We start from the raw sequence: 13,901 nt of genomic DNA on the forward strand, positions 1-13,901 counted from the left end.
CATTTGGTGGTTACCCGCTGTTGGCGGGTACGTGGATTGTGCATAGGGTCACGGGCCCCGACAAGCTGAGACAGCCGACGTTCTTGCAGGATTGTCGAGCATGTCTCGGTGCGCCGGGGCTGGCTGCTCGTGCAGGGCAAAAAGTGACGCTCTGCGTCAGCGGGTTTATGAGACGCCCGTCTCGAAGTGCTCTTGAGGGTCACTCGGCCGTTGGCGATGAGGGGCCATCCGCGTGCTTTGCCTGCGGCTGGTCCACCACAGAATCGCTTGCCTCACTGCCTCGGCTGCCACCAGCAGCTCCATGCCCCGGAACGGAATGGAGTAGCGCGGCTCCGCCTGCAGAAGGGAATAGACCAGCGTCACGTAGGCGACAAGGGTGGTCACCGCCAATGGCAGTGCCGGGGACTGGCGTCCCTTCATCCACACCGACACCATGCCCGCCAGTGCAAGGAGCATGATCAAGGGATTGAGCGCCCGGCACAGGGAGACCGTCGCCCTGAGGGCAGGTTGGTCATCGAGCAGAGAATGGGCTGTTGGGTACACGTAGATGTTTCCCTGTCCGATGCGAATGCTCCAGCCCCATAGCAGGGCCGGTTTGCCCGCATACCAGGCCACGTAGCGCAGCGGGTCCTGCTTCACTCGAATGGATACAAGTTGCAGGCCCGCCGAGGTGGACGCCTTCAGCGTGTCGTATTCGTGCTGGATCTCGCCCTGGGTGCGCAGCCCATCCGGATCGCCCATAGCGCTGGCGATGTAGCTTGAGTGATATTCCGGCCATGAGCCCTGCACAGCATTGAGCAACGCGCGGCCCGACGAGCTTTCGCCCTCGTGAAGCCCGGCATTGCGAACCCCCCAGCCCAGGGGTAGCAACAGTGATGACAACGCCAGTACCAGAACCAGTGAGCGGGAACTGCGGCTGCGCCAGCCAAGGGCGGCGGCCAGGAGCAGGCCAAACGGAATCATGATGGCGTTGGTCAGTGCAGCGATGCCGATTGCCATGCCGCTCGCGGCCATAGTGAGTCGGCTGTTTCGTTCCGCCGCCCGCTGAAGGAGGAAGAGTGCAAGCGCCACCCAGAACGCCGTCGCGGTTTCGGACAACAGGTAGCCGCTCATCGTGATGCTGTGAGGCCAGATGGCCATAACAAGGCCCGCTAGCACGCTGCCCTTCGTCCCCAGCCAGGGGTGCGCAGCGCCCATCAGCAAGGCGACCGTCAGAGCGCCCAGCAGGCCCTGGAGCATTAGTACGGCGTGGTACCAAGGCACGAAATCATTCTGCAGAAGCATGACGCCGGCCAGAAGACTCGGGTATCCAGGATCACGAAAACTGTCGGGCACCACGTTGGCGCCGCCGGGCGTGCTCTTGGAGAACACGCCGTGGTGCGCCAGATTCCAGGCATACGAGACATACTGTCCAGCGTCACCGCGCAAGGGGTAGTCGACAGTCATCTGGGTCAGGTACGCCCAGCGCAACCCAAGGGCCAGCAGGCTCACGGCCACCCACAGAAACCGCCAGTAGCGCCGCTCGTTGGCGTGCGTAGTCGTGCTCATCGAATCCCCTCGATCTCGTGTGACCTCGCAGCCAACCCGAACCGGCTGGCTGAGGTCTTGGATGCTAACATCTCGAATTTCGCAGGCCGCCGCGTGGTTAGCGCGGCCCCGTCACAGATTTCAGGATCGCCTGTTCTACGCCGGGTCCGGGGTTGGGGCGCCCGGGTCGCCTTGACGGGTCCTGTCCGGCGAGCTTGCGCTGCCGAGAGCCGGCTCTTACCGTGATGGCCTTCGTAGCACCCAGGAACCAACCCATGAAACCCTTGTTTGTCGCGCTGGCGCTCGCGCTGGCCGGTACCTCTGCCGTGGCTGCCGAGGTTGAAAACCACGGCGTCCATCCGTTCAACATCCGCGATCTGGTGATGATGGATCGCGTCGGTGATCCGCAGCTGTCGCCGGACGGCAAGCAGGCGCTCTATACCGTGCGCGCCACGGATTACGCCGCCAACAAGGGCATCACCTCGATCTACCTGCTCGATCTGGCCAAGGGAAGTGCGCCGGTGAAGCTGGTGGAGAAGGCCTCGTCGCCGCGCTGGGCACCCGATGGCTCGGCCATTTACTACGTTGCCGACAAGGATGGCGTGTCGCAGCTGTGGCGTCGCCCGCTGGGCGCGTCGTCGGCAGCCGTGCAGGTCACGCATGCGCCGATCGACGTGGATGGCTACAAGCTTTCGCCGGACGGCAAGAAGGCGCTGCTCACCTTTGGCGTGTTTACCGATTGCGCCGACCTGGCCTGCACCAAGGAGCGCCTGGATGGCCGCGCCAAGGACAAGGCCTCGGGCACGGTTTACAACAAGTTGTTCGTGCGCCATTGGGATACGTGGGCCGACGGCCGTCGTGCGCAGCTCTACATCACCGATCTCGACAATGCGTCCGAACAGCCGGTGCTGCTCACGCGGGGCATCGACGGCGACGTGCCGAGCAAGCCGTTCGGTGACGAGGGCGAATTCAGCTTCTCGCCCGATGGCAAGACCGTGTACTTCGACGTGCGTATCGCCGGCAACAGCGAGCCGTGGTCCACCAACTTCGACGTCTACAGCGTGCCCGCCGATGCGTCGTCCGCGCCGCGCAACCTCACAGCCGACAATCCGGCATGGGATGCCTTCCCGGTGCCGTCGCCCGATGGCAAGACGCTGTACTACCTCGCCATGAAGGTGCCGGTGTCCGAGGCGGATCGTTTCCGCATCATTGCGCTGGATCTGGCCAGCGGCCAGAAGCGCGAAGTGGCGCCGAACTGGGATCGTTCCGCCGGCGGCATGCAGGTGTCGGCGGATGGCAAGACGCTCTTCGTCACCGCCGACGACAACGGCCAGCGTCCTCTGTTCGCCATCGACGTGGCCAGCGGCAAGGCCACCCCGCTCGTCGGCAATGGCGAAGTGGGTGGTTACTCGCTGGGCAAGTCGTCGCTGCTGGTGCAGCGCGATGACCTGAAGCGTTCGGCGGATCTCTACACCGTCGACCTGAAGGGCAAGGGCCTCAAGCAGGTCACCCACTACAACGCCGAGCGCCTGAAGAAGGTGCAGATGGGCGAGCCGGAGTTCTTCACCTTCAAGGGTTGGAACAACGAAACGGTGCAGGGTTACGTGGTGAAGCCGGTGGGCTATAAATCCGGCAAGAAGTATCCGGTGGCTTTCATCATCCATGGCGGCCCGCAGGGTGCGATGAACAATGCGTGGAGCTACCGCTGGAACCCGCAGACGTATGCGGGTCAGGGCTTCGCCGTGGTCACCATCAACTTCCACGGTTCCACCGGTTACGGCCAGGCCTTCACCGATTCGATCTCGGGTGACTGGGGTGGCAAGCCGCTGGAAGACCTCAAGGCCGGCTGGAGTGCCGCGCTGGCCAAGTACAGCTTCCTTGATGGCGACCGCGCCTGTGCGCTTGGCGCCAGCTACGGCGGCTACATGACCTACTGGATCGCCGGCGTGTGGAACCAGCCGTGGAAGTGCCTGGTGGACCACGACGGTGTGTTCGACGCGCGTGCCATGTACTACGACACCGAAGAACTTTGGTTCGAGGAACGCGAGAACGGTGGCACGCAGTACGAGCACCCGGAGAACTACGAGAAGTTCAACCCGATCAATCACGTCAAGGATTGGCGCGTGCCGATGCTGGTGATCCACTCGGCCAAGGACTTCCGCATTCCCGATACCCAGGGCCTGGGAGCCTTCACTGCCCTGCAGCGTCGCGGTATTCCCAGTCAGCTGTTGCACTTCCCGGACGAAAACCACTGGGTGCTCAAGCCGCAGAACAGCGTGCAGTGGCATGAAACGGTCAACGCGTGGCTGAAGCAGTGGACGGCGGAAGGCTCGCCAACGGCTCATTGAATCAAACTGGTCATCCCGCGCTGTAATGAGAAAGTGGCGGCCGTCGGTCGCCACTTTTTTATTGATTCGCCCGAGTGGTCTGGCCGCGCAGTGACTGGACAAGGCGCAGTGCGTGCGTTGTTTCCACATCCTGCGGGGCTAGTGCCGATGCTGCCTGCAGAACCTCCTCGGCATCCTTCAGCTTGCCTTGCTGGGCAAGCATACGGCCTGTCAGTAGGTAGTACTCATGAAGCATGGCCTTATTCTTCGCCATCATGGGCGACTGGCGGGCACGTTCGAGCGCGGCTGCAGCCCTGGAGGGGGCGTGCTGGAGGATGGCCAGCTCCGCGATCCTGAGCATGCATTTGTCGCAAGAGGCGGGGTCGGCAACAATCTTGTCGCCCAGCTTGAGGGCTGCCTGATCGTCCCTGATCCTTGCATAGGCGGTCAGCAGGTTGAGCTTGGCGAAAGCTTCGTGTGGGTGCGATGCGAGTGCCCATTCCCACAACGCCGGATCGCTCCTCCAGTTGGGGAGCAAGCCACGAATGGCCAGGACCGAAAAGGTCAACCAGAAGAACGTAAGGATGACGGCCATCGACCGCACCACTGTTTGACGGCCTGCCGCCTTCAACCAGTCGGGTTGGCGGATGAGCGGGAGCATGGTGCACAGAATGGCTAGTGACAGCGAGACGTAGCGTTCGTGGTAAAGACTCAGGTCGAATGCTACCGGTATGATGCGGAGCACAGGCAACAGCGCCACCGTGGCGCCGACAATCATCGCGCCGGCCACCGATTTGTCGCGGATCGTAAGGTAGAGCCCGCTTCCGGCGATGATGAAGGTGATGGCGATGCCAAACAGGCTGCCGGGGGGGGCGGCACCCTGAAACATTTCCGGATCGTAAGGGTGAATGGGGCCCATTTCGGAGACTGGCCAGACGAGCATTTTCACATAGTGGAGATAAACTGTGCTGACCTCCCACAGATGGCCCATGGGGCTGCTGGATGCCGACAGAAAGTGACTGGTGACCGAGCCAAGAGCCCAGTGTCGGAAGGCCAGGTACCCGATGCCCGCTAGAACCATTCCCAAATAGGTTGGCCAGTTGCGCCGAAGTACGCCTGTGATGCTGGCGACAAAGGGTTGTTCCGCTCCTCCGGAGAACAGGGTCCAGTCGAAAAGTGCCAATAGCAGCGGAAATGACAGAGCCGCTTCTTTCGCGCATGCAGCCAGAAAGAAGATCGGCGTGATCGAAGCTGCGCGTAACCAAGGGTTCCGGATACTAACGTTTGCGATCAGGCCAACAAGGGTAAGCAGTATCAGGATCAGCTCGAACTGGCAGCCGACCCATGCGACGGTTTCGATAAGGACGGGATGCAGGCCATAGATGGCCATGCTGAGTGGAACAAGCCAGGCCCTGCGTGTGGTCTCCATTCCGGATGCCCGGATGCAACGCCACGCGAGGGCGCCGACCAGTGAGACGTCGATCAAATGCAGGGCGAGCGAAGTGGCATGCATGGGGCCGGGAAGGCCATCGAACAGTCTAACCTGCAGGGCAAAAAAGCCCACCACCAGCGGCCTGAAGTAGAACTGCCAGTTATTGAAGCCGCGCAGCATGTAATGCCTCCACTGATCGCCCTGGGTCAGCCAGGGCGTGTCGTGAAAGCTCAGCCAGTCATCCCATACGAAATTGAAGTGGATGGTCGGCCAATAGATAAGGCAGGTCGCCAGCAGGGCGATAGCACTCAGCGCATAGATCCACTGGCGCTGCATGCTCGACAGACTCATAGCCACTTGGACCTCTTGAGAACAAAATAAATGCTACCTACCAGCACGCTGACCACGCCGATGATCACGGGGTAAGCCCACGGCTTCGCCAGCTCAGGCATGTGCGTAAAGTTCATGCCATACCAGCTTGTGATCAGGGTGGGAGCGGCGAGCATGGCAGCGTAACCGGCCAGGCGCTTCATTACTTCGTTCTGGCCGAACGTGACCAGCGACAGATTCACATTGATGGCGGCGGCGAGCATCTCGCGCATGGCACTGATCGATTCGTTGACGCGAAACACATGGTCGTACACATCGCGGTAGTAAGCGCGCAGCTCATCGGGAATCAGTTGCGGATGCTGGCGCACCAACTGGCTGACGACATCCTGCATCGGAGCCACGGCCAGTCGAAGTGTCATCAGGTCGCGCTGCATGTCGTACAGACGCCGAATGGTGCTGCGCTTGAACGTATCGGAGAAGATGTCCTTCTCTAGCTCCTGCAGCTCTTCCCGGAAATCCCGCACGATGGGGAGCAGGTTGTCGACGATGTAGTCGAGCACGCCGTACAGGCCGTAAGCAGGGCCCAGGGCCAGCAGTTCCGGCGTGTGCTCGCAGTTGCGTCTAGCGGGTGCGTATGAAAGCGATGCGCCGTGGCGCACGGTCACCAGATAGCGTGGCCCAAGGAATACATGGGTTTCGCCGAAGGCGAGGTGCCCACTGACCAGCTGCGCGGTCTGCACGACGATGAACAGGGAGTCGCCGTAGGCTTCGATCTTGGTGCGCTGGTGCGCGGCCTGGGCGTCCTCGATCGCAAGGTCGTGCAGGTCGAACTCTTCCTGCAGCTTCGACAGCAAGGTTTCATCGGGCTCGTGCAGGCCCACCCACACGAAGGTGTCAGGCTGTTTCAGTACTTCGCTGATGTCATCGAGGCTGATGTCACCGATGCGTTGCCCATCGAAGCGATAGGCAACGCAGTTGATGACCATGGGTGCCGTGGTGCTGGTGGCATCGGGTTTGGCGGCGGTCATATGCATGGGCAGATGATGCGCCGCCGTTGAAGTCAGGGCAACGACACCGACTCAGTTGGCTGATGCTTTCAATAGCCGGGAGCGACGAAGCGTGGCTGCCATCACAAGCCACACCGGCAACGCGAACAACAGCCACGGCTGATTCTGCTGCACGACGCCAGGAAGCAAGTGCAGCATGCAGGCCACGAGGACGGCGGCAAGCTGCATGATGATCAGGCCATTAGCGAAGCGTGAGGCGGCGATGCGCTTGCGTGCGCGCCAAAGTGCAGGCAGCAGCAGGTAGGCGAGGGGGTTGAACAGCAGCAGGTTCGCGTTGGCCCATGCCGAGTGGTGCGTGGTGAGCGTCCACAGGATCAGCAGCGCGATGCCGACGAAGCCGGCCAGCACCAGGTAGATCGAACCCAGTACGGCGTAGAGCGTCGGTGCGAAGCGATAGGTAGTCACCAGCAGCGCAGCGAAGATCAGCCCGGCCAGGGCAAGCGGCAGGCGCAGATCGGGCGCGGTGGTCGGCGGAGGCTCGAGGCGGTTGGGCGAGAGCACGTTCTGGTCGATCACCAGTGGCCGCGCGGTGCCGTCGCCACCGTTCACGGTGACGTGATTGATTTCCTGCTGCAGCACTTCCGGCAGAAAGGCTTCCTGCCAGGCGTTGAGCGGCTGATCTGCATAGGGGCCAAGGCCCACGTCGAGGATCAGCATCAGCCAGGCCTGCTGGCTCATCAGTCGCGCGGTCTGCTGACGGAAGGTCATGCCGCCGGCGCGGGCTTCCAACTGCGGTTTGAGCGTGCCGCCAAGGGCCTTGTCCAGTGCATCGCGTACGCGCGTGGCGCAGTTCCGGATGTAGTAGTCGTACTCGTAGCGCACGTTCTCCGGCTGCAGGTTCCACAGCAGGTAGTCGCGCAGATCCGCTGCCTGCGCCGGCGTGAAGGCGAGATGCTGGCGAGTGACCGAGCGGCCGACTTCGGCGTAGTAGCGCTGGTCCACGTCCGATGGCGCGGCGTCCATCAGGTAATGCATCTGGCCGCGCGCGAAGTTGAGCAGGAAACCGCTCTCGTCGAAGTCGAACACGCCGTAGTTGAACGTCACGGCTTCGCCGCTCACGGTGTCGCGCAGCTCGATGGCGTCGTGGCCAAACCGTTCCCAGTAGGTGTCGCCGGGGCCGTAGGTGATCAAAGACACTTCGAGGTTGCTGCCGGGCGCGTTGGCCACGCCGGCACGTGCAGGCGCTGGTGCGAGCAGCAGGCAGCACAGCAGGAGGCTGGCGATGCCTGCGATAAGACGACCCAGCCGCCGTGTTGCCGGCGTCCTGCCAAGTGAGGGCACGATCAACCTTCCTGCAGTCGGGTCACGCGGAATGCCTGGACGCGGCGGTCATCCGCTTCGGTGACATGGAACAGATAGTCGCCGATGGCGATTTCCTCGCCCACTTCCGGCAGGTGGCCGAACTCCGAGGTGCACATGCCGCCGACGGTGTCGAACTCCTCGTCGGAGAAGCTGGCGCCGGTCTGCTCGTTGAAGTCCGCGATGGGGGTGAGCGCGCTGACCACCCAGCCGCCGCCCGATTGCTCGTGCATCAGCGTGGGTTCTTCCTCGTCGTCGTGCTCGTCGTCGATCTCGCCGACGATCTGCTCGAGCACGTCCTCGATGGTGATCAGGCCGGCGACGCCGCCGTATTCGTCCACCACCAGGGCCATGTGATTGCGCGTGTGGCGGAACTCCGCCAGCAGCACGTTCAGGCGCATGGATTCGGGAATAAGCACCGCCGGGCGCAGCACGCTGGCGATGTCGAAATGATCGCCGTTGCCCACGAAGCGCAGCAGGTCCTTGGCGAGCAGGATGCCAAGGATGTCGTCCTTGTCCTCGCCATGCACGGGGAAGCGGGAGTGGCCGGATTCGACCACGGTGCCGAGGATCTCGGACACGGGCGCGTCGGCAGAGATCATCACGATCTGGGCGCGCGGGATCATGACATCGTCCACGCTCAGCTCGGTGACCTTGATCGCACCCTCGACCATGGTCAAGGTGTCGATCGACATCAGGCCGTTGGCCTGGGCGGTGCGCAGCTCGTCAATGAGCTCCTTGCGGTTGCGCGGCTCGCCGGAAAACAGGTGGCCCAGTCGATCCCACCAACTGCGGTGGGCCGGGCCGCTGGTACTGCCAGGGTCCTCGTTCATTACTCGTGTGGATGCTGCCCAATGCCGGGCGGAATGCTCAGTCTAGCGGAAAATTCGTGACGATTCAGGAACAAGGCGCGGGCGGCCCGCCGGATGGGGCGCTGGCCTGGCCGCCAGGGCCGGCAGGAAAACCCCTGCCGCCGCGGCGGGGTGGCCGTGGCGGGCGCCGCCACATCGTCCAGGCGCAGGTCGTGCGTGGACGGGAAGGGGCGAGGTGCCCTTACGGCGCCTGGTGTGCTGGGGTGACCGATTGTCCCGTAAACGGATTCCAGGCCTTGGCCGCAAGCGCCGCCCAGGCTGTCGCGCCCAGATGAGGCAGGTGGTAGTAGAAGAAATCCGCTTCGGTGGACGTCGGGCCGATCGCAAAATCGGTGGCGATGCGTTCCTGCGGCGTGGCGTACAGCATGCCTGCGGTGCTGCGTTGGGATACCAGCAGGCGCCACAGTGCGTCCGGCACGGGTTTGCCCGAGGCCTGCATGGCCGTCGCTACCTGTGCCGTGCCCTCGGTCCACACGCCGTCGGGCTGGCGGCGGTAGCCGTAGCCATCGCCGCTGCGGTGCTGCGACTCCACCCAGGCCCACACGTGGTCCCATTCGGCTGGGTGCGGGTTGAAGGCAAGCAGGGGCCAGACCTGTGCGTCGATGCCCGATTTGTCGCGCGAGAGCGTCTTGCCGTCATCCAGCGTGCCCACGAGGAAACGGTGCTGCGAAGCGTCCCACATGGACGTCACGAAGCCCTTGGCGATCGCGGCCTGCCTGACGAGTGCGGCGTCGCCGGATTCCCGGCCGGCCCAGGTGGCGGCCGCATAGACGTCCAGGTTGTGTTCCGTAGCCTTCCAGTGCTGCTGACGCTGGGCATTGTCGTAGCCGAAGACGCCGCCTTCGTAAGCCGGCGGTGCGCTGCCCAGGGTGTGCGCCTGGATCCAGTGCAGCTGGGCGGTGGCACCGTCGAGGTAGCGGCGGTCGTGCGTGTGGTCGTACACCGTAAGCAGCAACAGCGCCGCCCACGCCGAGTTACCGGTGGCCGTGCCCGTTTGGTAGGGATCCTGACTCCAGTAGTTGCCGGCGCTTTGCCAATAGCCCGGCAAGGCAGCCTTGTCGCCGGTCATGGGGCCCCCGCGATAGGCATTGCGCAGGCGGCCGTCATGGAAGCTGGGATCGTGGGTGGCGGCAAACAGCAGTGCGTCGGCGATGCGCTGGGCGTGCGCCGGGTCACCGCAGGCCGTGAGCGCGATGCCAGCCAGGGCGTTGTCGTAGACAAACGCGACGTTCTCCAAAGCGGGCACCTTGCCAGGCGGCAGGTCCGGGTAGCTTGGCAACAGCATCGGGCCCTGGCCGGGAACGGACGCCGCTGCAGTACGCAACGCCGCGCAGGTGTCCTTCGCCAGTAGCTGCTGGGCATCGGCGGCGGGCGCACGCTCGCTGGCGATCATGCCCAGAAGCAATGCAGCGATCGGAAGCAGAAGGTGCCGCTTGGCCATGCAAATCTCCTTGCAGTGCTCAGGGCGCGGCGCGGCCACGCATCCCGGCAATCATCGGTTTGCACGAACTCTTCTGCATGAACGGCCGCCTAGGCATGGCCGCTGCCAGCAGGGCTGTGGATCAAGGCGAGGGTTTCAATCCTCGGGCACGGTGTACGGGTCGTCGATACCCAGGCCTGCCAGGATGTGCGTTTCCAGCGCTTCCATGGCCTCCGCCTCGTCGTCTTCGATGTGGTCGTAGCCAAGCAGGTGCAGCACGCCGTGCACGGTCATGTGCGCCCAATGGTTGCGGGCCAGCTTGCCTTGCTCGGCGGCTTCGCGCGCCACTACCGGCGCGCAGATGACCAGGTCGCCGATCAGCGGAAGCTTCAGCTCCGGTGGCAGGTCGGCCGGAAAGGAGAGCACGTTGGTGGCGTAGTCCTTGCCGCGGTAGTCGCGATTGAGTTGGCGACCTTCCTCGGCATCCACGATGCGGATGGACAGCTCGGTGGCCTTGCGGCGCTTCGCACCGCGCAGTGCCGCCTCCACCCACTCACGGAAGCTGGCAGACGTCGGTACGCCCTTGCGCGGGGCGGCGTAACCGACGTTGACGGTCAGTGCTGCGCTCACCGGGGCTGCTCCTCGGACGCCTGCTCGAAGGCCTCGTAGGCACGCACGATCTTGGCGACCAGCGGGTGGCGCACCACGTCTCGCGAGGTGAAGAAGGTGAAGCTGATGCCGTCCACGCCGCGCAGCACTTCCACGGCGTGGCGCAGGCCCGAGCGCACGTTGCGCGGCAGGTCGACCTGGCTGACGTCGCCGGTGATCACCGCCACCGAGCCGAAGCCGATGCGCGTCAGGAACATCTTCATCTGCTCGACGGTGGTGTTCTGCGCTTCGTCGAGGATCACATACGAGTCGTTGAGCGTGCGGCCGCGCATATAGGCCAGCGGGGCGATCTCGATCACATTGCGTTCGATCAGCTTGGCCACCTTCTCGAAGCCCAGCATTTCGTACAGCGCGTCATACAAGGGGCGCAGGTACGGATCCACCTTCTGCGAGAGGTCGCCGGGCAGGAAGCCCAGCTTCTCGCCCGCTTCAACGGCAGGGCGCACCAGCAGCAGGCGCTGCACGCGGTTCGCTTCCAGTGCTTCCACCGCGCTAGCCACGGCAAGATAGGTCTTGCCGGTACCGGCCGGGCCCACGCCGAAGCTGATGTCGTGCGTGGTGATGGCGTGCAGGTAGCGAGCCTGGTTGGGGCCACGTCCCTTGATCACGCCGCGCTTCACCTTGATGGTGACTTCCTGCGCGCTTTCGGCCACATCGTTGACGATGGCGTCGATGCCCGATTCGGCCAGCTGCAGGTTGATCTTCGCGCCGTTGAGCGATTCGTTCTCGGTGACGAGGTAGAGCGCCCGCAGCACTTTCTCGGCGGCGCGCGAGGCGCCTTCTTCACCGATCACCTGGAACAGGCTGCCGCGGTGATTGATCTCCACGCCGAGGCGCAGTTCGATCTGGCGCAGGTGTTCGTCAAAGGGGCCGCAGAGGTTGGACAGCCGGGCGTTGTCTTCCGGCTCGAGGGAGAAGTCGCGTTGATTCAGGCCGTTGTTCATGGTGTTTGTCAAAGATGACGATGCATCACGTAGACATCGGTGGGGCCGTGTGCCGCGTGGCGGAACGCTCCCGGTACCTGCCCGACGATGCGGAAACCGAGGCGCTGCCACAGGCGCACCGCGGTGGTATTGGTCGAGACCACAAAGTTGAACTGCATGGCGGTGAAGCCCGCGTCGCGGGCACGTGCCATCGAATGCTCGCACATGGCCGAGGCCACGCCTTGCCCGCGCGCCGCCGCCGAAACCATGTAGCCGGCGTTGGCGACGTGGTCGCCCAGCCCCGGCTGGTTGGGGCGCAGCATGTAACAGCCGAGCACCAGCTTCTGGCGTTCGGCGACGAAGCAGCGCGTGGGGGCGGAGGTCCACCAGTCGCGTGCCTGCTCGAAGCTGAGATCGGGCGGGTAGCTGTAGGTGTCGCCGGCGGCCACCACGCTGTGGAACATCGGCCAGACGAGGGTGAATTCGTCGGCGCCGATTTCGCGGATCGAAAGGGCTGCCGTCACGAGGCCAGGGCGACGTCGTCGTCGGCCAGCTTCAGGCGGCCACGCAGCGAGTTGCTCATCGCCTCGGTGATCACCACGTCGACGAACTGCCCGATCATGCGCGTGTTCCCCGGGAAGTTCACGAAGCGCATGTTCTCGGTGCGGCCGGTGAGTTCGTTCGCGTTCTTCTTGCTGACCTTTTCCACCAGCACGCGTTGCACGGTGCCGACCATCGCCTCGTTGATCTTGCGGGCGTTGTCGTTGAGCTTGGCCTGCAGGCGCGACAGGCGCGCGTGCTTCACTTCGGACGAGGTGTCGTCGGCGATGTTGGCGGCCGGCGTGCCGGGGCGGGCGGAAAAGATGAAGGAGAAGCTCTGGTCGAAGCCCACGTCCTCGATCAGCTTCATGGTCTTCTCGAAGTCGTCATCCGTCTCGCCGGGGAAACCCACGATGAAGTCGGAGGACAGGCAGATATCCGGGCGCACCGCGCGCAGCTTGCGGATCTTCTGCTTGAATTCCAGCGCCGTGTAGCCGCGCTTCATCGCGGTAAGGATGCGGTCCGAGCCTGCCTGCACCGGCAGGTGCAGGAAGTTGCACAGCTGCGGCACGTTGGCGTACGCCTCGATCAGCGAGTCGGAGAACTCCAGCGGATGCGAGGTGGTGAAGCGGATGCGGCCGATGCCTTCGATCTGCGCGATGGCGTGGATCAGTACGGCCAGGTCGGCAATGCCGCCGTCGTGCGTGGGGCCGCGATAGGCGTTGACGTTCTGGCCGAGCAGGGTGACCTCACGCACGCCCTGTTCGGCGAGCTGGGCGATCTCCACGATCACGTCGTCGAACGGGCGGCTGATCTCTTCGCCACGGGTGTAGGGCACCACGCAGTAGGAGCAATACTTGGAGCAGCCTTCCATGATCGACACGAAAGCAGTCGGGCCCTCGGCACGCGGTTCGGGCAGGCGGTCGAACTTCTCGATCTCCGGGAAACTGATGTCCACCTGCGGCTTGCCGGTGGCGCGCTTGGCCTCGATCAGCTCGGGCAGGCGGTGCAGCGTCTGCGGACCGAACACCAGATCCACGTACGGCGCGCGCTTGATGATGTCCTGGCCTTCCTGCGAGGCCACGCAGCCGCCCACGCCGATCAGCACCGGCTTGCCGCCCTGCTTGTGTTCCTTCCAGCGGCCGAGCTGACTGAAGACCTTTTCCTGGGCCTTTTCGCGGATGGAGCAGGTGTTGATCAGGATGACGTCCGCCTCGGACTCGTCCTGGGTCAGCTCCAGACCGTGCGAGGCCTTGAGCACGTCCGCCATCTTGGCCGAGTCGTACTCGTTCATCTGGCAGCCGTGGGTCTTGATGAAAAGCTTGCCGGTCATGGGCGTGGGTACCGTGTTTCTTAAAGGAGCGGCAGAAAGGTCGCCGAACCGTACAGTTTACGCGCCCAGTGGCCTGTCTGCCACTGGAACGGGTGAGGCGGATCAATCACTTGCGTGCCTTTCTGGGGTGCTGCAAGCCTGGAAAACGGGTGCTGCCGCACG

11 protein-coding genes are annotated in these 13,901 nt (G+C 63.8%); 1 reads left to right on the forward strand and 10 read right to left on the reverse strand.

Annotated elements, in window-relative coordinates:
- Positions 1 to 165: 165 nt before the first annotated feature.
- The gene (locus tag H8F01_RS14835) at positions 166 to 1,548 is read right to left on the reverse strand and encodes an ArnT family glycosyltransferase (protein WP_187055858.1); all 1,383 of its coding nucleotides are present in this window, start codon (positions 1,546 to 1,548) and stop codon (positions 166 to 168) included.
- Positions 1,549 to 1,802: 254 nt separating this feature from the next.
- Between H8F01_RS14835 and H8F01_RS14840 the strand changes: the two genes are divergently transcribed.
- A complete protein-coding gene (locus H8F01_RS14840; protein WP_187055859.1) occupies positions 1,803 to 3,875 on the forward strand; it encodes a S9 family peptidase in 2,073 nt (690 codons plus the stop codon).
- Between the two features lie 58 nt (positions 3,876 to 3,933).
- On the opposite strand, the gene H8F01_RS14845 is transcribed toward H8F01_RS14840, so the two are convergent.
- The 9 genes from H8F01_RS14845 to miaB form a co-directional block, all read right to left on the reverse strand.
- Positions 3,934 to 5,643, reverse strand: coding sequence for a tetratricopeptide repeat protein (locus H8F01_RS14845; RefSeq protein WP_187055860.1), 1,710 nt, complete (start codon positions 5,641 to 5,643; stop codon positions 3,934 to 3,936).
- Positions 5,634 to 6,650 (reverse strand): magnesium/cobalt transporter CorA, encoded by a 1,017-nt coding sequence (corA, locus tag H8F01_RS14850; RefSeq protein WP_238480999.1) that lies wholly within the window; start codon positions 6,648 to 6,650, stop codon positions 5,634 to 5,636. The genes H8F01_RS14845 and corA overlap by 10 nt, the downstream gene beginning before the upstream one ends.
- A gap of 45 nt (positions 6,651 to 6,695) precedes the next feature.
- Positions 6,696 to 7,964, reverse strand: coding sequence for a lipoprotein N-acyltransferase Lnb domain-containing protein (locus H8F01_RS14855; RefSeq protein ID WP_187055861.1), 1,269 nt, complete (start codon positions 7,962 to 7,964; stop codon positions 6,696 to 6,698).
- Positions 7,965 to 7,966: 2 nt separating this feature from the next.
- The gene (locus H8F01_RS14860) at positions 7,967 to 8,815 is read right to left on the reverse strand and encodes a CorC family transporter (RefSeq protein ID WP_187055862.1); all 849 of its coding nucleotides are present in this window, start codon (positions 8,813 to 8,815) and stop codon (positions 7,967 to 7,969) included.
- 220 nt (positions 8,816 to 9,035) lie between these two features.
- On the reverse strand, positions 9,036 to 10,295 hold the full coding sequence (locus H8F01_RS14865) for a glycoside hydrolase family protein (RefSeq protein ID WP_187055863.1): 1,260 nt from the start codon (positions 10,293 to 10,295) through the stop codon (positions 9,036 to 9,038).
- 135 nt (positions 10,296 to 10,430) lie between these two features.
- Complete coding sequence (gene ybeY / locus H8F01_RS14870; RefSeq protein WP_187055864.1) at positions 10,431 to 10,904, reverse strand: rRNA maturation RNase YbeY; 474 nt, start codon at positions 10,902 to 10,904, stop codon at positions 10,431 to 10,433.
- Positions 10,901 to 11,887 (reverse strand): PhoH family protein, encoded by a 987-nt coding sequence (locus H8F01_RS14875; RefSeq protein ID WP_187055865.1) that lies wholly within the window; start codon positions 11,885 to 11,887, stop codon positions 10,901 to 10,903. Before H8F01_RS14875 ends, ybeY begins: the two co-directional genes overlap by 4 nt.
- A gap of 8 nt (positions 11,888 to 11,895) precedes the next feature.
- Positions 11,896 to 12,390 carry a GNAT family N-acetyltransferase gene (locus H8F01_RS14880; protein ID WP_187055866.1) on the reverse strand — a complete coding sequence of 165 codons (495 nt, stop codon included), beginning with the start codon at positions 12,388 to 12,390 and terminating at the stop codon, positions 11,896 to 11,898.
- Complete coding sequence (gene miaB, locus H8F01_RS14885; RefSeq protein WP_187055867.1) at positions 12,387 to 13,739, reverse strand: tRNA (N6-isopentenyl adenosine(37)-C2)-methylthiotransferase MiaB; 1,353 nt, start codon at positions 13,737 to 13,739, stop codon at positions 12,387 to 12,389. The genes H8F01_RS14880 and miaB overlap by 4 nt, the downstream gene beginning before the upstream one ends.
- Positions 13,740 to 13,901 lie beyond the last annotated feature (162 nt).

The sequence above is a fragment of the Dyella telluris genome, assembly GCF_014297575.1.
In the GTDB taxonomy this organism is placed as follows: domain Bacteria; phylum Pseudomonadota; class Gammaproteobacteria; order Xanthomonadales; family Rhodanobacteraceae; genus Dyella; species Dyella telluris.